Source organism: Brevundimonas nasdae, from assembly GCF_019395145.1.
GTDB lineage: Bacteria > Pseudomonadota > Alphaproteobacteria > Caulobacterales > Caulobacteraceae > Brevundimonas > Brevundimonas nasdae.
The window spans coordinates 1,069,768-1,095,866 of the sequence record NZ_CP080034.1 but is presented as its reverse complement, the minus strand read 5'-3'; the positions used below and the strand labels follow the sequence as shown (position 1 = coordinate 1,095,866).

The following is a 26,099-nucleotide window of genomic DNA, read 5'->3' as shown; positions in this document are numbered from 1 at the left end:
CGCACCAAGGTGCGAACAAAAGCGAATCAAAGACCGCTGGCGAGGAAACTCCGGCGGTCAAACGCGCACCGATCCTGCGCCAGTTCGAGTTGATCGAGGCCGTTAAGGCCTATGACCCCACCGCCGACGAAGCGCTGCTGAACCGCGCCTACGTCTATGCGATGAAGATGCACGGCTCGCAGCTGCGGGCCTCGGGCGATCCCTATTTCGCCCACCCGATCCAGGTCGCGGGCATACTGACCGACTACAAGCTCGACACCGCCACCATCGTCACGGCCCTGCTGCATGACGTGGTCGAGGATACGTCTGCGACGCGCGACGACATTGCGGAGATGTTCGGCGAAGAGATCGCCGTGCTGGTCGAGGGCGTGACCAAGCTGTCGCGGCTGGAGCTGCAGGCCGAACATACGCGCCAGGCCGAGAACCTGCGCAAATTCATCCTGGCCATCAGCCGGGACGTGCGGGTGCTGCTGGTCAAGCTGGCCGACCGCCTGCACAACATGCGCACGCTTCAGTATGTGAAGCCGGAGAAGCGCGAGCGGATCAGCCGCGAGACGCTGGAGGTCTATGCGCCGCTGGGCCGCTCCATCGGCATCCACTCGATCGCGTCCGAGCTGGAAGAACTGGCCTTCACTCATCTGAACCCCACCGCCAAGACCGCCATCGAGCGGCGTCTGGAGGCGCTGAAGCTAGAGCATGGCCAGGCCATCGAAGGTGTCTCGGGCGAGGTCGAACGCGTCCTGTCAGAGGCGGGCGTCAAGGCGCGGGTCTTCGGTCGTCAGAAGACGCCCTATTCGATCTGGCGCAAACTGCAGCGCAAATCGGTCGGCTTCTCGTCGCTGTCGGACATCTACGGGTTCCGCGTCATCGTTGACGCCGAGGATGACTGTTACCGCGCCATGGGCGTGATCCACCGCGAATGGCCGATGGTGCCCGAGCGGTTCAAGGACTTCATTTCGACGCCCAAGTCGAACAACTATCGCTCGCTGCACACCACGGTCGTCGGCCCGCGCGGCCTGCGGATCGAAATGCAGATCCGCACCGAGTCGATGGACCGGGTCGCCGAGGACGGGGTTGCGGCCCACTGGCGCTACAAGAACCAGTCCTATGGCTTTGACCGTGAAGCGATGGAGAAGGGCGGGGGGCGCGACCCGCTGCAGAACCTGCGCCATCTGGTTCAGGTCATCGAGCACGGCGAAGGCGGCGAGGACTGGGTCGAACACGCCAAGCTGGAGATGTACCTGGACCAGGTCTTCGTCTTCACGCCCAAGGGCAAGCTGGTGACCCTGCCGCGCGGGGGGATGCCGCTGGACTTCGCCTATGCCGTTCATACCGAGGTCGGGGACACGGCGGTCGGGGTCAAGGTGAACGGCGAACTGAAGCCGATGCGCACCTCGCTGCAGAACGGTGACGTGGTGGAGATCATCCGCGGCGCCAAGCGCGAAGTGCCTGCCGACTGGCGCAGTCTGACGGTCACGGGCCGTGCGCGTTCGGCCATCCGCCGCCATATCCGCACGTCAGAGCGCGATGAGTTCGTCAAACTGGGCCGCGTCGCCCTGCAACAGACGCTGAGCCGGGTCGAGAAGACCCTGGCCGAGGTGTCGCTGAAGCCGGTTCTGGAGAACCTGGCGCTGACGGCGGAAGACGACCTGTTCGAGGAGCTGGGCCGGGGGCGCCTGTCGCCCAGTTCGGTCGCCGAAACCCTGTTCCCCTCGCTGAAGGGGCGGCTGATGGCCGGGCCCGAGAAGCAGCGGATCGAAGGCGGAACGGCGCGTCTGTTCGTGCGTGGCGGAGGGCTGACGCCCGGCGTCACCGTGCATTTCGGCCAGTGCTGCACCCCCGTGCCCGGCGACCGGATCGTCGGCATTCTGGAGCCCGAGAAGGGGCTGACGGTGCACACCATTGACTGCCAGACCCTGGCCGATTTCGCCGACGACGATTCCGTCTGGCACGATCTGCAATGGACGCCACAGGCCGAGACGGACGCCGTCGCCGCCGCCCGCATTCGCGCCACCATCCGCAATGCCCCCGGAGTGCTGGGACAGGTGACGACCCTGATCGGCGAGGCGGGCGGCAACATCATCAACCTGTCGATGGCGCACCGCCAGCAGGACTTTTTCGATGTCGACGTCGACGTCGAGGTCGAGGACGCCAAACACGCCACCATGATCATGGCGGCGCTGCGGGCCAATCCATCCGTTGATTCAGTAGACCGCGCACGGGGCTAATGACGCAAGACTTCACGCCGAACACCGCCCAGATGGCGTCGCCATCCTATCGCATGGCTGCTGTGGATCAGGACTTCGTGCTGAGCGATTCCATGCGCGGCGTGCGGTTCCTGATGGAGTACGCCAAGGCGGAAGAGGCCCTGCGGGCCTGGGGCGTGCGTTCGACCATTGTTGTGTTCGGCAGCGCGCGCATCCGTGAGGACCAGCCCTGGTACCAGACCGCGCGGGCCTTTGGGCGACTGGCGTCGGAGCGCGGCGGCGCGCTGCGCGGCAATGTCGGCGAGCCGCGAGACAATGTCATCGCCACCGGCGGCGGGCCCGGCATCATGGAGGCCGCCAATCGCGGTGCGACCGACATCGGCGCGCCGTCCGTCGGTTTCAATGTCACCCTACCGCACGAGCAGGCGCCGAACGCCTATTCGACGCCGGAACTGACCTTCCTGTTCCACTATTTCGCGATGCGGAAGATGCATCTGGCGATGCGCGCCAACGCCCTGGTGGTCTTCCCAGGCGGGTTCGGCACCTTCGACGAACTGTTTGAAATCCTGACCTTGCGCCAGACCAACAAGGCGCCCGCCGTGCCGATCGTGCTGGTGGACAAGGCCTATTGGACCTCGGTCATCGGTTTCGAAGCCTTGGTCGAGCATGGGATGATCGCGCGCGCGGACCTGGACCTGATTGGTTTTGCCGAGGACGCCGAAGGCATCTGGGCCGAACTGCTGTCGCGCGGCCTGCGCCCACACGAAAACATCGAGTGAGGCGACGCTAGAGGGTTCATTCGCGGGCGGTCAGGGTCTAAGGACGGCTTTTATGAACACCGAAGACGTACTCAACGAATTCCGCGACGCTGGCGCCCTGCGCGAAGGCCATTTCGTCCTGTCCTCCGGACTGCACAGCCCGGTCTTCCTGCAGAAGAACCTGGTCTTCATGGACGGCGCCCGCTGCGCGCGTCTGTGCAAGGCGCTGGCGGACAAGATCGTCGCCACGGTCGGGCCTGTGGACGCCGCCATCTCGCCCGCCGTCGGGGGCATCATCCCCGGATACGAAACCGCCAAGCACCTGAACGTCCGTTCGATGTACGTCGAGCGCGAGAGCGGCGAGTTCAAGCTGCGTCGCGGCTTCTCGGTCGAGCCGGGCGAGAAGATCGTCATGGTCGAGGACATCGTCACCACGGGCCTCTCGTCGCGCGAATGCATCGCCGCCATTCAGGCTGCGGGCGGTGAAGTCGTCGCCGCCGCCTGCATCGTCGACCGTTCGGGCGGCAAGGTGGACGTCGGCGTGCCCTTGATCGCCCTGGCGTCTCTGGAAGTGCCGGCCTATCCGGCCGACGCCCTGCCGCCGGAACTGGCGGCCCTGCCGGTCGAGGATCCGGGCAGCCGTCGGCTGTCCAAGTAGAAAGGGACTATCGGGATGAAGCGTGAGCGGGTTCGTCTGGGCGTCAACATCGACCACGTCGCGACCGTGCGGAACGCGCGCGGCGGCATTCATCCCGATCCGGCGCGGGCGGCGGAGGCGGCGCTGGCCGCAGGCGCAGACGGCATCACCGCCCACCTGCGCGAAGACCGCCGCCACATCACCGACGCCGACATCGACGTGCTCAGCGCCCTTTGCGCGCGGGCCGGAAAGCCGCTGAACTTTGAGATGGCGGTCACCGACGAGATGCTGGCCATCGCCCTGCGCCACCGCCCGCACGCCGCCTGTCTGGTGCCGGAGCGTCGCGAGGAAGTGACGACCGAAGGCGGGCTGGCGGTCGCAGGTCATGAGGCGCGGATCGCGCCGGTTGTGAAGACCCTGGCCGAGGCCGGCATCCGCGTGTCCCTGTTCATCGAACCGTCCGAGAAACAGGTGGAGGCCGCCGCCGCCGTCGGCGCGCAGGTGGTGGAGTTCCACACCGGCCGCTACTGCCACCTGACCGATCCGGCCGAGCGCGAGATCGAGTTCGAGCGTCTGGCCGCCGCCGCCGCCCAGGCCGACATCCTGGGGCTTGAGGTCCATGCCGGACACGGTCTGGACTACGACACGGCGCCGCGGATGCTGGCGATCCCGGAAATCCGAGAGCTGAACATCGGACATTTCCTGATCGGCGATTCGATCTTCATCGGCCTGGACGGCGCGATCCGTCGGATGCGGGCGGCGATGGATGCGGCAAAATGATCATCGGCGTTGGCGCGGACCTGTCTGACATCCGGCGCATCCAGGCGTCGCTGGAGCGGTTCGGCGAGCGGTTCAAGCAGCGCTGCTTCACCGACCTGGAACGTGAGCGTTCGGATCGCAAACCTGACGCCTCATGGAGCTACGCCAAGCGTTTCGCCGCCAAGGAAGCCTGCGCCAAGGCGTTGGGGACAGGGATGCGGGCCGATGTCTATTGGCGCGACATGGGGGTGGTGAACCTGCGTTCCGGCCAGCCGACCATGGCCCTGACCGGCCATGCCGCCGAACATCTGAAGCGTCTGACGCCGCCGGGTCATGAGGCGAAAATCCACCTGACCCTCAGTGACGAGCACCCTTACGCACTCGCCTTCGTGGTGATCGAAGCCTTGCCGCTGTCTTAATCGCGTTATACCCGTCAGCAGACGACCGCGCAGACGCGGCAAGGGATGCCTTAATCGCATGAGCGAAGACCAAAAGCCCAACGACGCTTCCGTTTCTCTAGAGAATGAAGCGACGACCGCGAACAGCACCGTCTATACGGACAAGCCGGGCGGCAAGGAAAAGCCGTCGGCGGCCAGCGAGACTGGCGAAATCTTCAAGACCATCGTCTTCGCCCTGCTGATCGCCATGGTGCTGCGGATATTCCTGTTCCAGCCCTTCACCATTCCGTCGGCCTCGATGGAGCCGAACCTGTACGAGGGCGACTACATCATCGTGTCGAAGTGGTCGTACGGCATTTCGAAACACTCGATCCCGTTCAGCCCGCCGCTGTTCAACGGACGGATCATGGGCTCGGCGCCGAAGCGCGGCGACATCGTGGTGTTCAAGCTGCCGCGTGACAACAAGACCGACTTCATCAAGCGCGTCATCGGCCTGCCGGGCGACCGGGTGCAGATGATTTCGAACAAGCTGTATATCAACGACAAGCCGGTTCAGGACGTCGTGGTCAGCACCCAGGAAGTGCAGGACATGTTCGGTTCGCACCCCGTGATCCAGGCGCGTGAGACCCTGCCGAACGGCAAGAGCTTCATGACCCAGGACTTTGGTCCCGGAAATGATCTGGACGACACCCCGGTCTATGAGGTGCCGGTCGGCCATTACTTCATGATGGGCGACAACCGCGACAACTCGATCGACAGCCGTGTCGAACAGTCCAGCGGCGTGGGCATGGTCCCGGCCGAGAACCTGGTCGGCAAGGCGCAGATCATCCTGTTCTCGTGGAAGCCGGGCGCATCGCTGCTGAACCCGACGACCTGGTTCAACGTCCGTCTGGACCGGTTCTTCAACGTTCTTCACTGATGGCGAATCTGAGGGCCGAGGCCGTCGTGGCGCTTGAGACGCGCCTTGGTCACACATTCAAGGACAAGGCGCTGCTGGAGCGCGCCCTGACCCACGCCAGCGTCGGCGAGGGCGCGCCCGTGGGCATTCACGGACCGCGCGACAACGAGCGGCTGGAGTTTCTGGGCGACCGGGTGCTGGGGCTGCTGGTGGCAGAGCGGCTGTCGAAAGAGTATCCGACCGCTGATGAAGGTCAGCTGTCCTCCAGCCTGCACGCCCTGGTCGACAAGACCGCCTGCGCACGTGTGGGCGAGGCCTTGGGCGTCGGCCCGGCCATGCGCCTGTCGCCGGGCGAGACCAAGACTGGGGGCCGTCGCAAGGCGGGTGTGATCGCCGATGCGGTCGAGGCCATTCTGGCTGCGGTCTATCTGGACGGCGGGCTGGATGCGGCGCGTCGCTTTTTCGAGACGGCCTGGGCGGCTGAGCTGGCCGCGCCGCCGTCGCGCACCGTGACCAATCCCAAATCCGCGCTGCAGGAATGGGCGCAAGGGCAGGGACGACCCCTGCCGACCTATCGCGTGGCCGAACGCACCGGTTCGGATCACGCACCGACCTTCACCGTGGAGGTCTCTGTGCAGGGCGTCGAACCCTTGACCGCGCAGGGGCGTTCGCGTCAGGAGGCGGAAAAGGCGGCCGCAACGGCTCTTTTAAAACGTGAAGGCGTAATTTGACCGATATCGAAAACCAGCGGGCGGGCTTTGCCGCCATCATTGGCGCGCCGAACGCCGGCAAGTCCACGCTGGTCAACCGGCTGACCGGATCCAAGGTCTCGATCGTCACACAGAAGGTGCAGACGACGCGGTTTCCCGTGCGCGGCATCGCCATGGAAGGCGACGCCCAGATCGTGCTGGTTGACACGCCTGGCATCTTCACCCCGCGCCGTCGTCTGGACAGGGCCATGGTCGCTTCGGCCTGGGGCGGCGCGCAGGACGCTGACGTCGTGGTCCATCTGATCGACGCCCAGTCGCATATCAACGCCGAAGGGCGTGACGGCACGGCCGCCGACCGACGCTCGGCCGAAGACACCGAAACCATCATCGCCAACCTGCAGTCCACCGGAACCAAGGTGATCCTGGCGCTGAACAAGATCGACGGCATGCGCCGCGACACCCTGCTGGCCCTGTCGCAGAAGTTGTTCGAAAGCGGCGTCTATGAAGAGGTCTATATGATCTCGGCCGCCAACGGGGACGGTGTCGAAGACCTGAAGCAGCGTCTGGCGCGCTCGATGCCCAAGGGGCCTTGGCTCTATCCCGACGATCAGGCCGCCGACGTGCCTGTGCGCGTGCTGGCCGCCGAGATCACCCGAGAGAAGGTCTATCTGCGTGTCCACGAGGAGCTGCCCTATTCGGCGGCGGTGGAGACGACTAGCTTCGAAGATCGCGCCGACGGCTCGGCCCGGATCGAGCAGACCATCTACGTCGAGCGTGAAAGCCAGCGCCCCATCGTTCTGGGCAAGGGCGGCCAGACCCTGAAATGGATCGGCCAGAAGGCGCGCGAGGAGTTGAACGAAATCCTGGGCCGTCAGGTCCACCTGTTCCTGACCGTCAAGGTTGATCCGAAATGGCAGGACAGCCGCGCCCTTTACGCCCAGTTCGGCCTGGATTTCGACGTCTGATTTTGCCCTGAGTTCCTGTGTTTGAAGTACCGCGTACCGCAGGGGGACATCCCCGGCTTGTCATAGGCGTCCTGGCGACGCTGTTCCTGGCCGGGGCTGTCTGGACGGGCGTGGCCACGGCGACGAAGATGCCCCGCGACGCCCTGATGGCTTCGCTGCGCCCTGACATGCCGCCGCGCCCGGAGGCGGTCGTGGTGGAGACGCTGCCCAAGCTTGCGGCGCGTCTGGACGCAGAGGCGGCGGCAGGGCGTTTCACTGGCGCCGTGCTGGTGGCCAAGGGCGATCAGGTTCTGTTCCGCCAGGTCTATGGCAAGGCTAACTACGAGCAGGGCAACGCGATGAAGCTGGATTCCCGCTTCCGCCTGGCCTCAATCTCGAAACAGTTCACGGCGGTCGCGATCCTGAAGCTTCAGGACGAGGGCAAGCTGAAGACCTCTGACCCTGTCTGCAAATGGATTGATCCGTGCCCGGCGGCCTGGGCCGACATCCGCATCGGGCAACTGCTGTCGCATGACTCGGGCATTCCCGATCTGATGGCGCGCCCGGCCTGGGGCCTGCGTCGCGTGACCCATGCGACGATCGCGGAGCTGACCGAAGACTCCAAGAAATACCCGTTGCAGTTCGAGCCTGGAACCAAGGTCCGCTACAATAACGCGGCCTTCAATCTGGCCGCCGCCATCGTCGAGAAGGCCAGCGGCAAGCCGTTCGACGACTATATGCGCGACACCTTTTTCCAGAAGCTGGGCATGGGCGACACCGGCCTTGATCTGGATGGCGGGGATCACGGCGTCATCATGGGGTACGCCAATCTGCCGGGCGGTCTGGCGGCCCAGCCGAACGCCAACACCTCCATCGTGGCAGGCGCGGGTGCGGTCTATTCGACGCTGGACGACCTGCTGGTCTGGCAGCGCGCCCTGCATCGCGGGCATCTGTTGAAGCCGCTCAGCTATCAGGAGATGCTGACCGACCATGCCCCCGCCGACATGGCGCCGACCGAGCGCGGCCATGCGCGTCGCGACTGGGGCTACGGCATCTTCGCCAACAGCCTGGGCGACCGGGTCAGCCCCGCCTTCCACGACCGCCAGATCTATCACACCGGCAGCTGGGGCGGGTTCCGCAACCTGATGACCTATCAGCCCGACGCCGACGTGACGGTGATCGTCCTGTCGAACAACTACCATCTGCGTGACCAGGTGTTCCTGATCACGCAACAGGCGATGGCCGAGGCGCTGGGTCGGGATTTCCCCACGACCCTGGCGCGATGATCAGGGCTTCATCGAGCCGGTCTCTATGAAGCGTTGGTGCCAGGACAGGGCCTCGTCCAGCAGATGCGGCGACTGCAGGCCGTACGACCCCTTCAGCGCCCGCGCATAATAATCGGCCAGGGCGTCGCGATAGTCGGGGTGGGCGCAGTTGGCGATGATGACCTTGGCCCGCTGTTTCGGCGACAGGCCGCGCAGGTCAGCCAGACCCTGTTCCGTGACGATGACCTGCACGTCCTGGGTGATGTGGTCGACATGGCTGGCCATCGGGACAATGGCCGAGATATTGCCGCCCTTGGCCGTCGAGGGCGTGACGAAGCAGGAGATGAAGGCGTTGCGAGCGAAGTCGCCGGAGCCGCCGATGCCGTTCTGGATGCGCGAACCCATCACCTGGGTCGAGTTGACGTTGCCGTAGATGTCCGCCTCGATCAGACCGTTCATGGCGATGCAGCCCAGGCGGCGGATCAGCTCGGGGTGGTTCGAGATTTCCTGCGGGCGCAGGATGATCTTGCCTCTGAACTGCTCCATGCGGCTGTTCAGATCGGCGGCGGCCTCGGGGCTGAGGGAGAAGGCGGTGGCCGAGGCGACCGTCAGCTTGCCTGCGTCCAGCAGGTCCAGCATCCCGTCCTGAATGACTTCGGTATAGGCGGCCATGCGCTCGAACGGGCTGTCCAGCAGACCCGCCAGGACGGCGTTGGCGACATTGCCGACGCCGGACTGCAACGGCAGCAGGGCGGCGGGCAGACGGCCGACCTTCACCTCATGCTTCAGGAACTCGATCAGGTGTCCGGCGATGGCCAGGGCCGTGGCGTCGGGCGCGGCGAAGGGCAGGTTGCGGTCGGGTGCGGCGGTCTCGACGATGGCGACGATCTTGTCGGGGTCACAGCGCAAGGTCGGCTGACCAATCATCTGGTCGGCGCGGGTCAGCGGGATCGGCACCCGGTTCGGCGGCAGGGCCGTGCCGTAATAGATGTCGTGCATGCCCTCCAGGGCCGCATTCTGCCAGCTGTTGACCTCCAGGATCACGCGCTCGGCACGGTCCAGCCAGGTCTTGTTGTTGCCGATGGACGACGACGGCACCAGCGAGCCGTCGGCGTTGATGGCCGAGACCTCGATCACCGCCGTGTCCAGCGGGCCCAGCACCCCCTGCCAGACGGCGGGCGCCAGCTGGCTTAGGTGCATGTCCAGATATTCCATCTGGCCCGAGTTGATCTTCTCGCGCGCAATGGGGTCGGAGTTGTACGGCAGGCGCAGTTCGATGCCGTCTGCCTTGGCCAGGGCGCCGTCCAGTTCCGGCCCTGTGGAGGCGCCCGTCCAGACGTTCAGCCGGAAGCTGTCGCCCGCATCATGCGCCGCCTCGATTCGCGTCGCCAGTTCGGGCGGCACGGCCTTGGGATAGCCGGATCCGGTGAACCCGCTCATCCCGACCGTGGAGCCCGCCGGAATCAGGGCGGCGGCGTCCTGGGCGGACATGACCTTGGATTTCAGGGCCTGGCTGCGGATACGCGATGACATGTAGGGCTTTGGGCTGCGGCCGGGGAGGGCCTCGGAAGCGGCTGTGCTTAGGTCGCACGGCCTGGGTGATCCATACGCCTTTGGTCGAACTTGTTCTATCCGCAGGCCTTTCCTGTTGCCTGAGAACAGGAGTAGAACACGATCATGATTTCCGCTCTCGCCGCCTTGGCCCTGCTGGCCGCCGCCCCGCAACAGGCGGATGATCCGACCCGCGCAGCGGGCCTGGTCGTGGACCAGATGCATCAGGCGGCCGCGCGCGCCGACGGCCCCGCCTATTTCGAGACATTCACGCCCGACGCCCGGTTCATCGGCACGGATGCGACCGAGCGTTGGACCCTGGCGCAGTTCCGCGCCTATGCCACGCCCTATTTCTCGCAGGGCAAGGGCTGGACCTATCGGCCCCATGATCGGGTGACGACCCTGGCGCCGGGCGACTGCCGCTGCATCGTCTGGTTCGACGAACTGCTGGACAATGACGCCTATGGCCTGGTGCGCGGATCGGGCGTGGTGCGCCTGACCGAGGCGGGCTGGAAGATCGAACAATATGTCCTCAGCCTGCCGGTGCCGAACGACAAGGCCAAGGCGATCGTGGCTCTGATCGCCGCAGAGCCCGCCGACTGATGGATTTTCACGAAGAAGCCTTTGTCCTGTCGGCGCGCGCGCATGGCGACACCGGCGCGGTCGTGGACCTGCTGACCGAAACCAATGGGCGGCGCTCGGCCTATGTGGCGGGCGGCGCGTCCAGGAAGATGCGGCCCTTCCTGCAGCCGGGCGCACGGGTGGCGGCGGACTATCGGGCGCGGACATCCGACCATCTGGGCGCGGCGCGGCTGGAGCCTATCGGCGAAGGGCCAAGCGCCTTGTTCGACGACGCCCTGGCCCTGACCGGGCTGGCGGCGGCGGCGGGCGTGGCCCAGGGCGCGCTGCCTGAGCGAGAACCGCATCCCGGTGTCTTCCTGGCGTTCGAGGCCCTGATGGCCGCCTTCGCCCTGCCCAGCGTCTGGCCCGCCATCTTCGTGCGGTTCGAGGCGGGGCTGCTGGACGATCTGGGCTTCGGGCTGGACCTGTCCCGGTGCGCGGCGACGGGCACGGCCGACGATCTGATCTATGTCAGCCCCCGCACAGGCCGGGCCGTCAGCCGCGAGGCGGGCGCCCCCTATGCCGACAAGATGCTGACCCTGCCGCCCTTCATGCTGGGCGCACAGGCGGGGCTGATCGAGGGCGATGTGAAGGCCGGGTTCGACCTGACCGGCCATTTCCTCGAACAGTTCGTCTTCCACCCCCAGAACAAGCCCCTGCCGCCCGCGCGGGTCTGGATGCTGGACAAGCTGGCGGAAGCAGGACGGCTGTAGATTGAAACGATCATGCTCTAGCCGAAGGTGAAGGCGAAGACCTGGACGCCGGGGTCGAGGAACTGAATCTCGAACGTGTGCTCTCCGACGGGACCTGCCTCGCGGATCAGTTGATACAGGCGTTCGCTGTCGATCAGGCCGTCGCCTTGGGCGTCGATGTCGACGCCTGCGTTAGGGCCGGGCGCAACACCGTCGATCAGGACGCGGAACCGCACCTTGGCGTCGCTCTGGTTCGGACCCATGACCAGATGCAGGTCGCGAGCCTTGAAGCGGAAGGACAGACGTCCGCCTGCGGTTTGCAGGTCCGCGTGCTCACGGGTCACGCGCCAACGGCCCAGCAGGCTCCAGTCATTGAGGTTCAACGGGCTGGCGACGTAATCCTTGACCGCATCGGCGGCCAGACCGCCCGGCGAGCGGAAATTCTCGGCGCGGGCATAGCCGACATAGGTTTCGGGCGAGGCGATCTGGTCCATGTCGGCGGCGGCTTCGGCGCCCCTGGCCTGGACCTGCACCACGCCGCTGGCGACATTGGCCGCGCCGGCCTCTCGCAGCAGTTGCTGGATGACCCGTTCAGAGCCGTCGTAGTCGCCTTCGCCGAAATGGTGGTGGCGGATCTGGCCCTTGGCGTCGATGAAATAGTGGGCGGGCCAGTAGTTGTTCCTGAAGGCGCGCCAGATGGCGAAATCAATGTCCATGGCGACAGGGTAGGTGACGCCCAGACGTTCGACCGCCTGACGGACATTGGCCTCTGACTTCTCGAAGGCGAACTCGGGCGTGTGGACGCCGATCACGACCAGACCCTGATCCTTGTATTTCTCGGCCCAGGCCCGGACATAGGGGATGGAGCGCAGGCAGTTGATGCAGGAGTAGGTCCAGAAATCCACGACCACGACCTTGCCGCGCAGCTGCTCGGCCGTCAGGGGCGGGGAGTTGATCCAGGCGACCGCCCCGGTCAGCGGCGGCATGACGCCCTCGACCGGCAGATTGGCCAGATCGGTCGGCACCTGGTTCACCGGCGCGCCGCGGCCGATGGTGGCCAGCAGCGTCTGCTCGATCCGGCCCGTGCTGCCCGCCGACACACGGGTCAGCAGTCCGGTGTCCAAACCCAGGGCGATGGCGGCGACGCCGATCAGGACCAGAACGCCCAGCCCCCGCCTGATCCATTCGCCCGCGCCCAGCGCCCCCTTCATCGCCTTGAACACCCGCCCGCCGACCAGCAACGCCAGGGCCAGAGACGTGGCGGCCCCGCCCGCATAGGCCAGCAACAGGATGGTGGTTCCCACGCCTGCGCCCTGCAGCGCCGCGCCGGTCAGGATGACCCCCAGGATCGGCCCGGCGCACGGCGCCCACAGCAGTCCCGTCGCGACCCCCAGCAGCAGAGAGGCGCGGACATCGCCGTGATCGCCGGAATGGCGCTCGGCCCGCTCTGTCAGCCATGACCCCATCGCCACGAAGGGCCGCATCAGCCGGTCGCCGACGGAGGGCAGCAGCAGGCTGAGGCCCAGCACCGCCATGAAGGCCAGCGCGATCCAGCGTCCGGCCTCATTGGCCCGCACCGCCCAGCCGCCGCCCAGCGCCGCCAGACTGGCGACCCCTGCGAAGGTCACGGCCATGCCGATCAACAACGGGAAGCCGTTCCTGACGAACGGCTTGTCCGCCCGCGCGAAGACGAACGGCAGGACGGGCAATATGCAGGGGCTGACGATGGTCAGGGCGCCGGCGAGGTAGGACAGCAGGAACAGGATCATTGGGGCCGCCTGATGCGAAGTCGCTCCTCAGATACGAACGCCGGAGCCATTTGGTTACTCTTGGGCGCGCTTATTCCCAGATAGAAGCGCGAACAGGGGACGGACGGGCTAGACTTCCGGCTTCCGATCCCCGATTCGCAGAGCCATGACGATCCACGCCCCGCCGCCGGAAGGCGGCCGCATCATCGACGAGCCGATGGAGACGGCGCTCAGCCGCCGCTATCTGGCCTACGCCCTGTCGACCATCACCAACCGCGCGCTGCCCGACGTGCGCGACGGGTTCAAGCCCGTGCACCGGCGCATCCTGTACGCGATGCATCAGATGCGGCTGAACCCGCAGGCGGCGGCGCGCAAGTGCGCCAAGGTCGTCGGTGAAGTCATGGGTGGCTATCACCCGCACGGCGACGCCTCCATCTATGAGGCCCTGGTCCGTCTGGCCCAGGACTTCGCCCAGCGCTATCCGCTGGTCGACGGGCAGGGCAATTTCGGCAACATCGACGGCGATAGCGCCGCAGCCATGCGCTACACCGAGTGCAAGCTGACGCCCGCCGCCGTGCTGCTGCTGGACGGAATTGATCAGGACGCCGTCGATTTCCGCCCCACCTATGACGATCAGGACGAAGAGCCGGTCGTCCTGCCCGCCGGGTTCCCGAACCTGCTGGCCAACGGCTCGTCCGGCATCGCGGTCGGCATGGCCACCTCGATCCCGCCTCACAATGTTGGCGAACTGATCGACGCCTGCCAGTTGCTGCTGGAACGGCCCGAGGCGACCACGGCGGAACTGGTGCAGATCGTGCCGGGACCGGACTTCCCCACCGGCGGCGTGTCGGTCGAGGGCGCGGCTTCGATCCTGGACGCCTATGAGACGGGCCGGGGCGGCGTGCGCCTGCGCGCCAAATGGGTCGAGGAGAAGCTTGATCGCGGCGCCTATCAGATCATCATCACCGAGATGCCGTATCAGGTGCAGAAGTCGCGTCTGATCGAGGCGCTGGCGGACCTGATCGAGAACAAGAAGGCGCCGCTGCTGGGCGACGTGCGCGACGAGTCGGCGGAAGACATCCGCCTGATCCTGGAGCCGAAGAACCGCACCATCGAGCCTGAGATGCTGATGGAAAGCCTGTTCAAACTGTCTGACCTGGAGGTCCGCTTCCCGATCAACATGAACGTGCTGGACGCCAGCGGCACGCCGCGCGTCATGGGCCTGAAGGACTGCCTGCGGGCCTTCCTGGATCACCGTCGCGAAGTGCTGAATCGCCGGTCGGAATGGCGGATCGCGCGGGTTGAGAAGCGGCTGCACCTGTTGGAAGGTCTGCGGATCGTCTTCCTGAATCTGGACGAGGTCATCCGCATCGTCCGCGAGGAGGAACAGCCCAAGGCCGTCCTGATCGCGCGGTTCGGCCTGACCGAAGTCCAGGCCGACTTCATCCTCGACACCCGGCTGCGCCAGTTGGCGCGTCTGGAAGAGATGACGATCGAGAAGGAATTCAAGGAGCTGTCTGAAGAACTTGCCAACCTGAAGGCGCTGACGTCGTCGGAAGGCAAGCAATGGAAGGCGATCTCCAAGGAACTGGAAGCCGTTCGCAAGGCCCTGATCTCGCCGCGCCGGACCACCATCGCCGACGCCGTGGATGCCTCGGCCTTCGTCGCGCCCGAGGCCTTCATTCCGCGCGAAGCCATCACCGTCATCTTGTCGGAACGCGGCTGGATCCGCGCCGCCAAGGGCAAGGTCGAGGACCCGTCGGAGCTGAAGTTCAAGGAAGGCGACCAACTGGCCTATCTGGTCCCGGCCTATACGACTGACAAACTGCTGGTCGGGGCGTCGGACGGACGGATCTTCACCATCGGTGCGGACAAGCTGGCGTCCGGGCGCGGGCACGGCGAACCCTTGCGCCTGATGATCGACCTGGATGAAAACGCCCAGATCATCAATCTGCTGGCGCACCAGCCGGGCGGCAAGCTGCTGATCGCGTCAAAGGCCGGTTACGGCTTCATCGCGCCGGAAGACGACACCCTGGCCCAGAAGCGGGGCGGCAAACAGGTGCTGAACGGCGAGCTTCTGGCCATGCTGCGGGTGAATGGCGATCACATCGCCACCATCGGCGAGAACATCAAGACGCTGATCTTCCCCCTGGCCGAACTGCCCGAAATGGGGCGCGGCAAGGGCGTCAAACTGCAGAACTTCAAGCAGGGCGGTCTGGCCGACGTCGCGGTGTTCAACGCCGAAACGGGGCCGGAATGGGCGGACGGCGGCGGGCGTCGCCGCAACTGGCCCGACTGGAAGGACTGGCTGGGCAAGCGCGCCGGGGCCGGACGCCAGGGGCCGCGCGGCATGCGCAAGTTCCGCGCATGATTTGTCGCAGCTGACCTGTCACGATTTTCACTAGGAAGGGGGGCTGCGGCTCTCCATATTCCGCATTGAATTCTGGAGGGAGACCCAATGATCACCTTGATCATCATCGGCGTTGTCGTCGCTGTAGTGCTGTTCGCCGTTGTGGGCGCTTACAACCGCCTGGTGAAGCTGGACCAGTCGGCCAACCAGTCGTTCGCCGACATCGACGTGCAGCTGAAGCAGCGTCAGGACCTGATCCCCAATCTGGTCGAGACGGTGAAGGGCTACGCCACGCATGAGCGCGGCACGCTGGACGCCGTCACTCAGGCGCGCGCCGCCGCCGCCGGGGCCCGCACCGTGGACGACAAGGTTCAGGCCGAGAACATGCTGACGGGCGCCCTTGGCCGCCTGTTCGCCGTGTCCGAGGCCTATCCGGACCTGAAGGCCAACACCAACTTCCAGCAGTTGCAGATGGACCTGTCGGACATCGAGAACAAGCTGGCCGCCGCCCGCCGCTTCTTCAACAATGCGGTCAGCGAGTTCAACGCCGTGCGCCGCCAGTTCCCGACCGTTCTGTTCGCCGGTTTGTTCGGCTTCGGTTCGGACAAACCCTTCTTCGACGTGGGCGATGGCGAACGCGCGGCCCTGAACGCCGCCCCGCCGACGGTGAAGTTCTAAGCGTCAATGGCTGTCTTCGGTCAGGCCGTCGGCCTGCAGACCCACATCTGGCAAAACAACACCCGGTCAGTAATCCTGCTGGCCGGGTTCCCGGTTCTGCTGGTCGGCATCCTGTTCGCCGTCCAGGTGCTGATGATGGGCTTCGGCATATTGCCGAATTCCGGCGGCAGTTTGGGCCAGGATCTGGCGCTGGCGGCGTCCATGCTGGGCTGGACCGTTCCCTTCGCCGCCATCGCCGCCGCCATCTGGTTCGTGATCGCCTATTTTGGCAACCAGATGATGATCGACGCCATGACCGGCGCGCGTGCCGTCGAGCGCCGCGTCGAGCCAGAGCTCTATAATCTGCTGGAAAACCTGGCGATCTCGCGTGGCATGAAGACGCCGACGCTGCGCATCATCGAAAGCCCGGCGCTGAACGCCTATGCGTCCGGTCTGCACGAGGGCAACTACAGCGTCACGGTCACGCGCGGTCTGATGCAGACCCTGAACCGCGACGAACTGGAATGCGTGCTGGCGCATGAACTGACCCACGTCATCAACAAGGACGTGCGGACCATGGTGATCGCCTCGATCTTCGCGGGCATCATCAGCGTGATCGCGGAACTGATCTTCCGGGGCCTGTTCTACATGCGCAGCGGGCGCGACCGCGACAACAAGAACGCCATGCCGCTAATCCTGATCGGTCTGGCGGTCGGGGCCATCGGCTTTGGCCTGGCGGCGGTGATCCGCATGACCCTGTCGCGGACGCGTGAATATGTGGCTGATGCGGGCGCGGTCGAACTGACCAAGAACCCGGACGCCATGATCTCGGCCCTGCGCAAGGTGTCGGGTCAGTCGAAGCTGGAAGCGCCGGACGAACTGCGCGGCATGTTCCTGGACAACACGGCCAACAAGTCGGAGTTCTCGGGCCTGTTCGCCACGCACCCGCCCATCGAAAAGCGGATCGAGGCTTTGATCAAGTTTGCAGGCGGTCGGGACGAGGGGCCGTGGGGCGCGGTTTCATCCGTGCCGGTGACGCCGCCGCGCGCCAGCACCTCAGTGCCGACGACTTGATTTAAGGCAGGCGTTCCCAGCCCAGCGGCCTAAGCGCCTCCATCGGGCGGAAGTCGGCCTTGTAGTCCATCTTCTCGGAGCCCTGGACCCAATAGCCCAGATAGACGAACGGCAGGCCGACGATCTCGGCCTGTCGAACGTGATCCAGAATGGCGAACCGGCCCAGGCTGCGGCGCAGCATGGTCGGGTCATAGAAGCTGTAAACCATCGACAGGCCGTCGTTCAGCAGGTCGGTCAGACTAACCGCAACCAGATCGCCCGGCCCGGCGTCGGTCGAGGGCAGGCGATACTCGATCAGATGGGTGCGGACGGCCGTGTCCTCGACCATGGCCACATAGTCCAGCCAGCCCATGTCGCTCATGCCGCCGGTCGGGTGGCGTGTGGTCAGATAGCGGCGCAGAAGCTGGAACTGTTCGGTCGTGGCCTCGGCCTCGACCAGACTGCGCGACAGGTCGTTGTTGCGCGCCAGAATGCGGCGCTGCGAGCGGCTGAAGGTGAAGTCCGCCACGGGCAGCCGCACCGACACACAGGCGTCGCAGGCCTCGCACGCGGGGCGATAGGCGATGTTCTGGCTGCGGCGGAACCCGGCGATGGTCAGTTCGTCATTGACGTGGGCGCCGTCGGTGAAAGGCAGGTTGGCGAAGACCTTCCGCTCCGTCTTGCCCGGCAGATAGGGGCAGGGCGCGACCGAGGTCATGTAGAACCGGAGCTGTCTTGTCGGTACGTGCTGCGTCACGGCCTTAGGTCCGCATCCGATCTTGCCAATATTGCGACAGGTCCGTCGCGTGGAGACAATTTTCCGCCATTCGGCGCCGGGCTGCAAGCGGCTTCGCGTTGCAGCCGAACCGGGTCACAGCGAGGTGTCCATCGGCAGGACCGGCGCTTCGCGCAGCAGGACGATGGCGATGCGGCGGTTGCCGGCCAGCGACGGGTCGTCGGGATACAGGGGATCGGACCCCGCCTTGCCCGACACCGAATAGATGCGATCCGGGTCGACCCCGGCGTTCTGCAGCACCAGACGCGATCCGTTGGCCCGTTCCGACGACAGGGTCCAGTCGCCCGGCGCGCTGGCCCGGTTCGATCCGGCGGCGGCGCTGGTGTGGCCGGTGATCGAAATGCGGTTGGGCAGTTGGTTGATGACCTTGGCGATGGCGCGCAGCAGCACCTGAGCGCGGGCGTTAGGCCGCCCCGAGTTATTGTCGAACATCGAGCGGCCTTCCTGATCGACCAACTGAATGCGCAGCCCCTCGGGCGTCTGGTCGACGATCAGCTGTTTCGACAGTTCGGCCAGTTCCGGCATCGACTGCATGGCCTGGCGCAGGGATTCGGCGGCGCTGGCGAACTGGGCGGCTTCACGACGTTCGATCTCGGCCTGCAGCGCGGCGTCGCTGGCGGAGGACAGGTTGGCGCTGGCGCCGGGGCTGGTCGCATCGGCGGGCGCCTCAAGCGCTAGCTGCTCGATCACGGACATTGAGCCGGAACTCTTGGACCCGTCGTCGCCCAGCGCCGTGCCGCCCAATATCCCGCCAGACCCGGACGTGGCCGTGGAGACATTGGCGGGGGCGAAATACTCGGCGATGCCGCGCTTCTGCTCCGGGTCGGTCGCATTGATCAGCCACATCAAGAGGAAGAAGGCCATCATGGCGGTGACGAAGTCGGCATAGGCCACCTTCCACGCGCCGCCGTGGTGGCCTCCGCCGGAGACCTTCTTGACCTTTTTGATGAGGATCGGGCGATCACTCGCGGGCATGGCTGGGCATCTCGACGGCTGGTGTCCCATTCTGACCCGCCCAAGGTTAACCGCGCGTTGCACTTCATCTGTCGCTTGAACCCTGCGACGACGCGGCCTAGTCGGACGCTAGGACAAAGGAGCCTGTCATGAAGATCGCATTCGCCGGCCTGGGCGTCATGGGCGCCCCGATGGCGCGACATCTGGTCAATGCGGGGCACGATGTGACCGGTTTCAACCGCACGACGGCCAAGGCCCAGGCCTGGGCGACGGCGACGGGCGCGCGGTTCGCACCGACGGTGGCCCAGGCGGCCCAGGGCGTCGAACTGTTCATCCTGTGCGTCGGCAATGACGACGACGTGCGCGCTGTCGTGACCGAGGCCCTGCCGCATCTGGCGGCGGGCGCCGTCATCGTCGACCACACCACGACCTCGGCCAAGGTGGCACGCGAAATGGCGGAAATGGCCCAGGCGCAGGGACGCAGGTTCATCGACGCCCCGGTGTCAGGCGGTCAGGCGGGAGCCGAGAACGGCCAGCTCAGCGTCATGGCGGGCGGCGATGCAGACGCTCTGGCCAGGGCGGAACCGGCGCTGAACACCTATTCCAAGGCGATCAAGCACATGGGACCGGCGGGCTCCGGCCAACTGACCAAGATGGTCAACCAGATCGCCATCGCCGGCGTGGTGCAGGGCCTGGCCGAGGCGGTGCATTTCGCCCAGGTCGCCGGCCTGGACACCGACGCCGTCTATGAGGCCGTGTCCAAGGGCGCGGCGCAAAGCTGGCAGATGGACAATCGCTGGAAGACCGCAGTCAAGGGCGAGTTCGAGTTCGGCTTCGCCGTCGACTGGATGCGCAAGGATCTGGGTCTGGTGCTGGACGAAGCCCGCACGAACGGCGCCATCCTCAGCCAGACCGCGCTGGTCGATCAGTTCTACGCCGAGGTCCAAGCCATGGGTGGCGCCCGCTGGGACACCTCCAGCCTGGCGGCCCGCTTGCAGGACCGCAAGAAGGCTTAGGGCGCGGTTTCGCGTTTGGCTGAGACGATGGTGATGCGCGGCTCCAGCATCTGGCCGCGCATGAAGCCTTCCCCCTCGGTCGGAGAGGTGGGGGCGTTCAGCATGGCGCGGGCCACGTCCATGCCCTCGACCACCTTGCCGAAGACGGCGAAGCCATAGGCGTCGATCGAAAAGGGCCGCCCGGCGTCGTAGGAGGGCGTGGCGCCGACCGAAATGAAGAAGTCGCCGGTCGCCGTGCCGGGATCATAGCGCGCCATCGAAACGGCGCCGTCCACATGGCTGAGGCCCGTCTCGGTCGTCGGCTCGTGGGCGATGGGCGCCAGCAGGCGGGCCGGGTCATTGTTCGCACCACCCTGCACCAACCCGTTTTCGGGCCCGGACTTCATGGCGCGATAGAAGCTGGCTCCGTCGAAGCGGTGCTGATCCACATAGGCCAGGAAGTTGGCCCCGGTGATCGGCGCGGCCCGGTCGTTGACCTCGATCACGATGCGGCCTGCGGTCGTCTCCAGCACGACACGGGGCAGGGGCGCAGGGGCGGCCTCCTGCGCAAGGGCCAGGGCGGGCCACAGCAGGGCGGCGGTCAGACCGATGAGGGTGCGTCTCAGCATGAGGTCACCCTATGATCCGCCGCCGTCTCCAGCAAGCTATGCGCCCAGCAGCCGCGCCGCCTTGGGCGCGAAATAGGTCAGGACGCCCGCACAGCCCGCACGCTTGAACCCGTGCAGGGTCTCCAGAATGGCGCGATCCTCGTCCAGCCAGCCGTTGGCGATGGAGGCGTGCATCATCGCGTACTCACCGGACACCTGATAGGCGAAGGTCGGCACGCGGAAGGTCTCGGAGACGCGGCGCACGATGTCCAGATAGGGCATTCCCGGCTTGACCATGACGGCGTCGGCGCCTTCCGACAGGTCCATCGCCACCTCCTTCAGCGCCTCGTCCGAGTTGGCGTAATCCATCTGATAGGTCTTCTTGTCGCCCGTCAACATCTTGGACGAGCCGACGGCGTCGCGGTACGGGCCGTAGAAGGCTGAGGCGAACTTGGCGGCGTAGGACAGGATCATGGTGTCCTGGAAACCGTTGGCCTCCAGCGCCTCACGCACCGCCTGAATACGGCCGTCCATCATGTCCGAAGGCGCAACAACATCGGCGCCGGCGTGGGCGTGGATGAAGGCCTGCTCGGCCAGACGATCCAGCGAGGCGTCGTTGGCGATGCGGTCGCCCTCCATCACCCCGTCGTGGCCGTGGTCGGTGTAGCAGTCCAGCGCCACGTCGGTCATGACGCCGATCTCGGGGGCGGCGTCCTTGATGGCCTTGATGCAGTCAGGGATCAGGCCGTCCGGGTCGGTCGCGCCGGTGCCGACCGCATCCTTGATCGCGCCATCGACATTGGGGAACAGGGCGATCAGCGGAATGCCCAGATCGCGCGCCTCGACGGCGGCCTTGGCGGCCTCCTTGGGCGACAGGCGGAAGACGCCGGGCATGGAGGCGACCGGCTGACGGTCCTCGGCGCCGTCATGGACGATCAGCGGCCAGATCAGATCCGCAGGCGTCAGGGTCGTCTCGGCGACCAGACGGCGCACCCACGGACTGGCGCGCAGGCGGCGCGGGCGGGCGAGCGGGAAGGGGGCGGGCTGATAGGGAAGCATTGACCGGAACCTTGGAAACCTGACGCGGGACTAGCGCCGTGGGCGTCGCGGCGCAAATCCCGTCATGTGTCGGATCGTGTTCGACGCAGACGCCGCTTGCACGGAGCGCAGAAATGCGGGCCTATCGCCGCAACTCATGGAGATGGCGATGATCAAGCGATTGGCGGCGGGCGCGGCGGTTCTGGCTCTGGTGGCGGGCTTATCCGGCTGCATCGTCGTGTCATCCAGCGGCGGTCAGAAAACGGTCGTGACCAATACGGCGTCCGCCCAGTCTTCGTCCTACGCCGACCTGTACGCCGAGGCGGTCGCCGATCCGAAGCGGCCGGCGGAAGAGGTCGCCCGCGATCCGCTGCGCCATCCGGCGGATATTCTGGCCTTCGCCCAGGTCGCGCCGGGGGACAAGATCGCCGACATCCGCCCGGGCGCAGGCTATTTCAGCCGTCTCTTCTCGGACGTGGCGGGGCCGACGGGACGGATCTACGCCTTCGTGCCGAACCGGACGGCGGAGCGTGAGAACCCCACGGCGGACGCACTGGCCGCAGCCTATCCGAACATCACGCGGGTCAACGGTCTGCTGGATTCGATGACCTATGCCGAGCCGCTGGACCTGATCTTCATGAGCCAGGAATACCACGACTTCCACATTCCCAGCTTCAACACCGATGTGGCGAAGATGAATGCTGCGGTGTTTGCAGCGCTGAAGCCGGGCGGGCGGTATGTGGTCATCGACCATCAGGCGGCGCCGGGGACGGGGATCTCGGTCGTTGGAACCCTGCACCGGATCGAAGGCGACTATCTGAGGCGCGAAGTCGAGGCGGCGGGCTTTGTTTTCGAGGGCGAGAGCAAGGTCGTGGCCAATCCCGCCGACGACCACAGCCTGAATGTCTTCGACGCCGCCATCCGGGGCAGGACCGACCAGTTCGTCTATCGTTTCCGCAAGCCGGGCTGATCACGACCCTGTTGTGAGAACCGTTATCAATTAAGGGTTTGGGCGTTTTGTCCATGTCGGGGACATGGACAAGCCGTCAGGGGTGGAGCAAATAACGCCAATACGTCGCCATAAGCGAAAGAACGCGTAGTTTGTTCGACTATAAGGCCGCCTTTAAGAGCTCCGTAGAGCAGGTCCGCAGCGAGGGTCGCTACCGCGTCTTCGCCGACCTGAAACGTGTCCGTGGACAGTTCCCACAGGCCGTGCGCCGCCGCGTGGACGGGTCTGAACAGGACGTCGTGATCTGGTGCTCCAACGACTACCTCGGCATGGGCCAGCATCCCGTTGTGCTGGACGCGATGCACGAAGAGATCGACGCGGTCGGTGCGGGCGCTGGCGGCACGCGCAACATCTCGGGCACCACGCGCTCGGCCGTTGATCTGGAAGCCGAGCTGGCCAGCTGGCACCAGAAGGAAGCGGCGCTTCTGTTCACCTCGGGCTACGTCGGCAACGAAGCGACGCTGTCGACCCTGCAGAAGATTCTGCCCGGCCTGATCATCTTCTCCGATGCGCTGAACCATGCCTCGATGATCGAGGGCATCCGCCACGGAGGCGGCCCCCGTCATGTGTTCAGACACAATGATCTGGAGCATCTGGAAAGCCTGCTGGCCGCAGCCCCTGCGGATGCGCCCAAGCTGATCGCCTTTGAGAGCGTCTATTCGATGGACGGCGACATCGCCGATCTGGCGGGCACGATCGCCCTGGCCGAAAAATACGGCGCCATGACCTATCTGGACGAGGTCCATGCGGTCGGCCTGTACGGCGAAACCGGCGCAGGCGTGGCGGAACGCGACGGCGTTCTGGACCGCATCGACATCATCGAATGCACCCTGGGCAAGGCTGTCGGCGTCATGGGCGGCTATATCGCCGGTGATGCAGTCATCATCGACGCGGTGCGCAGCTGGGCCTCGGGCTTTATCTTCACGACCTCGCTTCCGCCTGCTCTGACGGCGGGTGCGCTGGCCTCGGTGCGCCACCTGAAGGTTCACCCCGAACTGCGCGCGCAGCATCAGGAGCGCGCCGCCACCCTGAAGGCCCGTTTCGCCGCCGCCGGCATTCCGGTGATGGAGAGCGAGAGCCACATCGTGCCGGTGCACGTCGGCGATCCGGTCCACTGCAAGATGATCTCGGACATGCTGCTGGACGAATACGGCGTCTATGTTCAGCCGATCAACTATCCGACCGTGCCCAAGGGGACCGAGCGCCTGCGCTTCACCCCTTCGCCGAACCACACCGACGCCATGATGGATCATCTGGTCCAGGCGATGGACAAGCTGTTCGCCCACTGCAACGTGGCGCGCCGCCCCGTCGCGGCCTGAGGTTCAAGCGTGGCGACCGATGCCCCCCGCTCAGAACTGGGCGAGGTGATCGTCGAGTTCACCCGCAACGGCCCCTACGTCAAATGCTCCGCCATCCACGTCGCCACGGGCCGCGAGGTCAGCGCCATGGGGCCTGTGCATGAGCCGAAAGCCGTCGAACGCGTGGCGATCGCCAAGCTGAGGCGGGCGCTGGACCTGCCTGCCTGACACCGCTGTGTCGGCCGCCGAACGGGCGTTCAGCGACCGACAGGCGCGCAGTCCTTATTGCGGTCCCAGGAAGTGGAAGGGCGCGGCGTCGCTGAAGCTGGCGGTGGCGTCGCCCGCATGGGTGTTGATCTGGTTCTCGCCCAGCACCAGCCGCTTGACCCGCGCGCGCGGTGAGAAATCGATCTTTTTCAGATCCACCCAGAATGTGTTGGGCGTCAGGGCGGATTCGAAGAAGTAGAGCTTGCGCTTGTGGTCCACGACGGTGCGCCAGCGGGTCGAAGAGATGTTGGGCTGATCCGGCGTCGAGATGCCGAAGGGCACGGACGCATTGCGGATCACGCTGAACACGCTGGCCAGCGCCAGGTTCGGGTCTTCGAACTTGGGCACGGCGTTGACGTAGAAGGAGGCGCGGGCGAAGCGGTCCGCCGCGCGATTGGTCCCGGGCAGGAAGACCGTGCCGCCGATGTCCTGCCAATAGCTGTTCAGGGCCAGCTGCTGATCGAAGGTGGGCGAGTTGGTCATCACCTGATAGTCGCGGCTGTGATGCACGACCAGCTTGCCGTCGATGTATTCGAAGATGGCGCTGTCGCCGCTGGCGTCCGACAGGGACAGGTGCAGGGTGGTCAGCCGCTGCTGGCCGGGCACATTGTCGGTGATCAGGACGAAGGGCTCATCCTTCAGGGCGTCCACCGCCTCGGCGACGGTGGCGTAGTTGTCCAGCACATACTGGGCCCAGGCGGCGATGCTCAGGGCGGGCTTGTTCGGGTCATAGGTCGGATATTCGGACTCCACCAGCCACAGGACATTGGCGGCCAGACCGACTTCGTTCACCCCATCCACGGTCGAGACATCATAGCCGCTGGCGATGACGCTGCCGTATTTCGACGTCCATTTCAGCGAGTTCGGACCGCCTGCGCCATCCCGCGCCATGCCGCGCGGGAAGATCCAGAGGTTGGTCAGGATTTCGTCCTTCCAGTCCATGGACCGCGCCGTGATCACCGTGCCTTCATGGCCATGATAGACAAGGCGAGTGCAGGCTTCCGCCGCTGGAACCGCGAGCATGAAGGCGGCGGTCAGGGCGGCGACGCCCTTCTTCATTCCAATACGCATGTCGTCTCCTTGGGTGGGAAGTCAGTAGGTCAGCGAAAGGCCGATGACCGGGCCGTGGCGCGACACGTTCCAGTTGAAATTCCGGCCTGTGAAATCATCCTGCTGATAGTTCTGCTCAAGCAGGCGGTAGCCCAGATTGAACGAAACGGCGCCGCCTGCCGCCGGGGTGCGGTATGAGGCCAGAACCTGCCATGATCGGCTGCGACGGTCGCTGTCGCCCAGCCCGCCTGCGTCAACCTGGCCGCGCAGGGTCCAGTGTTCGGTCGCGTCGGCCTCGACACGCAGGCCCAGCAACAGATCGGTCCAGTCCGCGCCCTTGCTGGTGGCGCCCAGCGGCGTGTCCAGTTCGGCCCTTAGCTTGCTCCAGCGCGCGCCCGCAATCGGCTCGACGCGGAAGCTGCGTTGATCGCCGAAGGTCGTACGTCCGCTCAGGGGAACATCGACAAGTCGGTACAGCAGCCCGCCTGACACCGTCGTCGCACGCGTGCCCAGTTCGGCGGGCAAGCCCGCAAGCGAAACGCCCTCATGGGTTCGGGCGTATTGATAGTCGACAAATCCGCCCCAGCGGCCTTTGCGGACCTCGACATCGCCCATGACTGCCGCTTCCAGATGCTCGAAGGCGTCGGAGAAGGGCACATCGACCGGCGCATAGCGCCCCGCCAGCGTGACATTTCCATCCAGCGAGGTCGCCCAGACGTAGGGGCTGACGGTGACGCGCCATCTGTCGGCGCCGCTCTGGGCCTGGACGCTGCCGGTCGAGGCCATCGTCGCCATACCAAGGATCAGGGCTGAGGGGCGGAGGAACTTCATCAGAA

General features: G+C 65.7%; 26 protein-coding genes. 18 read left to right on the top strand and 8 right to left on the bottom strand.

What is annotated here, in order from left to right; all coding sequences use genetic code 11:
• Positions 1-71: 71 nt before the first annotated feature.
• The 9 genes from KWG56_RS05365 to KWG56_RS05325 all read left to right on the top strand — a co-directional run bounded on the left by KWG56_RS05365 (position 72) and on the right by KWG56_RS05325 (position 8,597).
• Positions 72-2,228, top strand: coding sequence for a RelA/SpoT family protein (locus KWG56_RS05365; protein WP_219355204.1), 2,157 nt, complete (start codon positions 72-74; stop codon positions 2,226-2,228).
• Positions 2,228-2,986: an LOG family protein gene (locus KWG56_RS05360; protein WP_236261451.1), complete on the top strand. Its 759-nt coding sequence runs from the start codon at positions 2,228-2,230 to the stop codon at positions 2,984-2,986. Before KWG56_RS05365 ends, KWG56_RS05360 begins: the two co-directional genes overlap by 1 nt.
• A 52-nt stretch (positions 2,987-3,038) precedes the next feature.
• Entirely contained in the window at positions 3,039-3,623 is a 585-nt protein-coding gene (gene pyrE / locus KWG56_RS05355; RefSeq protein ID WP_219353993.1) for an orotate phosphoribosyltransferase, read from the top strand.
• Between the two features lie 15 nt (positions 3,624-3,638).
• Positions 3,639-4,382, top strand: coding sequence for a pyridoxine 5'-phosphate synthase (locus tag KWG56_RS05350; protein WP_201100922.1), 744 nt, complete (start codon positions 3,639-3,641; stop codon positions 4,380-4,382).
• Positions 4,379-4,780 (top strand): holo-ACP synthase, encoded by a 402-nt coding sequence (gene acpS, locus KWG56_RS05345; RefSeq protein ID WP_219353992.1) that lies wholly within the window; start codon positions 4,379-4,381, stop codon positions 4,778-4,780. Before KWG56_RS05350 ends, acpS begins: the two co-directional genes overlap by 4 nt.
• A 58-nt stretch (positions 4,781-4,838) precedes the next feature.
• Complete coding sequence (gene lepB, locus KWG56_RS05340; protein WP_219353991.1) at positions 4,839-5,678, top strand: signal peptidase I; 840 nt, start codon at positions 4,839-4,841, stop codon at positions 5,676-5,678.
• The gene (rnc, locus tag KWG56_RS05335) at positions 5,678-6,388 is read left to right on the top strand and encodes a ribonuclease III (RefSeq protein ID WP_219353990.1); all 711 of its coding nucleotides are present in this window, start codon (positions 5,678-5,680) and stop codon (positions 6,386-6,388) included. The genes lepB and rnc overlap by 1 nt, the downstream gene beginning before the upstream one ends.
• Complete coding sequence (era, locus tag KWG56_RS05330) at positions 6,385-7,332, top strand: GTPase Era (RefSeq protein WP_219353989.1); 948 nt, start codon at positions 6,385-6,387, stop codon at positions 7,330-7,332. The genes rnc and era overlap by 4 nt, the downstream gene beginning before the upstream one ends.
• A gap of 128 nt (positions 7,333-7,460) precedes the next feature.
• On the top strand, positions 7,461-8,597 hold the full coding sequence (locus KWG56_RS05325) for a serine hydrolase domain-containing protein (RefSeq protein WP_244999653.1): 1,137 nt from the start codon (positions 7,461-7,463) through the stop codon (positions 8,595-8,597).
• On the opposite strand, the gene scpC is transcribed toward KWG56_RS05325, so the two are convergent.
• Positions 8,598-10,109 (bottom strand): succinyl-CoA:acetate CoA-transferase ScpC, encoded by a 1,512-nt coding sequence (gene scpC, locus KWG56_RS05320; protein ID WP_219353987.1) that lies wholly within the window; start codon positions 10,107-10,109, stop codon positions 8,598-8,600.
• A 144-nt stretch (positions 10,110-10,253) separates the two neighbouring features.
• On the opposite strand from scpC, the gene KWG56_RS05315 reads away from it, so the two are divergent.
• Both KWG56_RS05315 and recO read left to right on the top strand, forming a co-directional pair.
• A complete protein-coding gene (locus tag KWG56_RS05315) occupies positions 10,254-10,730 on the top strand; it encodes a nuclear transport factor 2 family protein (RefSeq protein ID WP_219353986.1) in 477 nt (158 codons plus the stop codon).
• Positions 10,730-11,461, top strand: coding sequence for a DNA repair protein RecO (recO, locus tag KWG56_RS05310; protein ID WP_219353985.1), 732 nt, complete (start codon positions 10,730-10,732; stop codon positions 11,459-11,461). Before KWG56_RS05315 ends, recO begins: the two co-directional genes overlap by 1 nt.
• A gap of 17 nt (positions 11,462-11,478) precedes the next feature.
• On the opposite strand, the gene KWG56_RS05305 is transcribed toward recO, so the two are convergent.
• The gene (locus KWG56_RS05305) at positions 11,479-13,209 is read right to left on the bottom strand and encodes a cytochrome c biogenesis protein DipZ (RefSeq protein WP_219353984.1); all 1,731 of its coding nucleotides are present in this window, start codon (positions 13,207-13,209) and stop codon (positions 11,479-11,481) included.
• A 145-nt stretch (positions 13,210-13,354) separates the two neighbouring features.
• On the opposite strand from KWG56_RS05305, the gene parC reads away from it, so the two are divergent.
• The 3 genes from parC (at position 13,355) to KWG56_RS05290 (ending at position 17,269) form a co-directional block, all read left to right on the top strand.
• A complete protein-coding gene (parC, locus tag KWG56_RS05300; RefSeq protein ID WP_219353983.1) occupies positions 13,355-15,559 on the top strand; it encodes a DNA topoisomerase IV subunit A in 2,205 nt (734 codons plus the stop codon).
• 87 nt (positions 15,560-15,646) lie between these two features.
• Entirely contained in the window at positions 15,647-16,216 is a 570-nt protein-coding gene (locus KWG56_RS05295) for a LemA family protein (RefSeq protein ID WP_219353982.1), read from the top strand.
• Positions 16,217-16,222: 6 nt separating this feature from the next.
• Positions 16,223-17,269, top strand: coding sequence for a M48 family metallopeptidase (locus KWG56_RS05290; RefSeq protein ID WP_219353981.1), 1,047 nt, complete (start codon positions 16,223-16,225; stop codon positions 17,267-17,269).
• Between the two features lies 1 nt (position 17,270).
• Here KWG56_RS05290 and KWG56_RS05285 read toward each other — a convergent pair whose 3' ends face one another.
• Together KWG56_RS05285 and KWG56_RS05280 are read right to left on the bottom strand one after the other, a co-directional pair.
• Positions 17,271-18,005 carry an arginyltransferase gene (locus KWG56_RS05285; protein WP_219353980.1) on the bottom strand — a complete coding sequence of 245 codons (735 nt, stop codon included), beginning with the start codon at positions 18,003-18,005 and terminating at the stop codon, positions 17,271-17,273.
• A 114-nt stretch (positions 18,006-18,119) separates the two neighbouring features.
• Positions 18,120-19,019, bottom strand: a complete 900-nt coding sequence (locus KWG56_RS05280) for a flagellar motor protein MotB (RefSeq protein ID WP_201097515.1) — start codon at positions 19,017-19,019, stop codon at positions 18,120-18,122.
• 128 nt (positions 19,020-19,147) lie between these two features.
• On the opposite strand from KWG56_RS05280, the gene KWG56_RS05275 reads away from it, so the two are divergent.
• Positions 19,148-20,014: an NAD(P)-dependent oxidoreductase gene (locus KWG56_RS05275; RefSeq protein WP_219353979.1), complete on the top strand. Its 867-nt coding sequence runs from the start codon at positions 19,148-19,150 to the stop codon at positions 20,012-20,014.
• Here the strand turns inward: KWG56_RS05275 and KWG56_RS05270 are convergent.
• On the bottom strand, positions 20,011-20,622 hold the full coding sequence (locus tag KWG56_RS05270) for a peptidylprolyl isomerase (RefSeq protein ID WP_219353978.1): 612 nt from the start codon (positions 20,620-20,622) through the stop codon (positions 20,011-20,013). The two genes, KWG56_RS05275 and KWG56_RS05270, sit on opposite strands and share 4 nt — an antisense overlap.
• Positions 20,623-20,658: 36 nt before the next feature.
• Positions 20,659-21,660, bottom strand: coding sequence for a porphobilinogen synthase (gene hemB, locus KWG56_RS05265; protein WP_219353977.1), 1,002 nt, complete (start codon positions 21,658-21,660; stop codon positions 20,659-20,661).
• 148 nt (positions 21,661-21,808) lie between these two features.
• Here hemB and KWG56_RS05260 point away from each other — a divergent pair, with 148 nt between their 5' ends.
• The 3 genes from KWG56_RS05260 to KWG56_RS05250 all read left to right on the top strand — a co-directional run bounded on the left by KWG56_RS05260 (position 21,809) and on the right by KWG56_RS05250 (position 24,174).
• Positions 21,809-22,609, top strand: coding sequence for a class I SAM-dependent methyltransferase (locus tag KWG56_RS05260; RefSeq protein WP_244999652.1), 801 nt, complete (start codon positions 21,809-21,811; stop codon positions 22,607-22,609).
• A 131-nt stretch (positions 22,610-22,740) separates the two neighbouring features.
• Positions 22,741-23,967 carry a 5-aminolevulinate synthase gene (gene hemA / locus KWG56_RS05255; RefSeq protein ID WP_219353976.1) on the top strand — a complete coding sequence of 409 codons (1,227 nt, stop codon included), beginning with the start codon at positions 22,741-22,743 and terminating at the stop codon, positions 23,965-23,967.
• A 9-nt stretch (positions 23,968-23,976) separates the two neighbouring features.
• Positions 23,977-24,174, top strand: coding sequence for a DUF6898 family protein (locus KWG56_RS05250; protein WP_219353975.1), 198 nt, complete (start codon positions 23,977-23,979; stop codon positions 24,172-24,174).
• A gap of 54 nt (positions 24,175-24,228) precedes the next feature.
• Here the strand turns inward: KWG56_RS05250 and KWG56_RS05245 are convergent, their stop codons facing one another.
• Entirely contained in the window at positions 24,229-25,284 is a 1,056-nt protein-coding gene (locus KWG56_RS05245; protein ID WP_244999651.1) for a linear amide C-N hydrolase, read from the bottom strand.
• Positions 25,285-25,305: 21 nt separating this feature from the next.
• Complete coding sequence (locus KWG56_RS05240; RefSeq protein ID WP_219353974.1) at positions 25,306-26,094, bottom strand: hypothetical protein; 789 nt, start codon at positions 26,092-26,094, stop codon at positions 25,306-25,308.
• Positions 26,095-26,099: the final 5 nt, after the last annotated feature.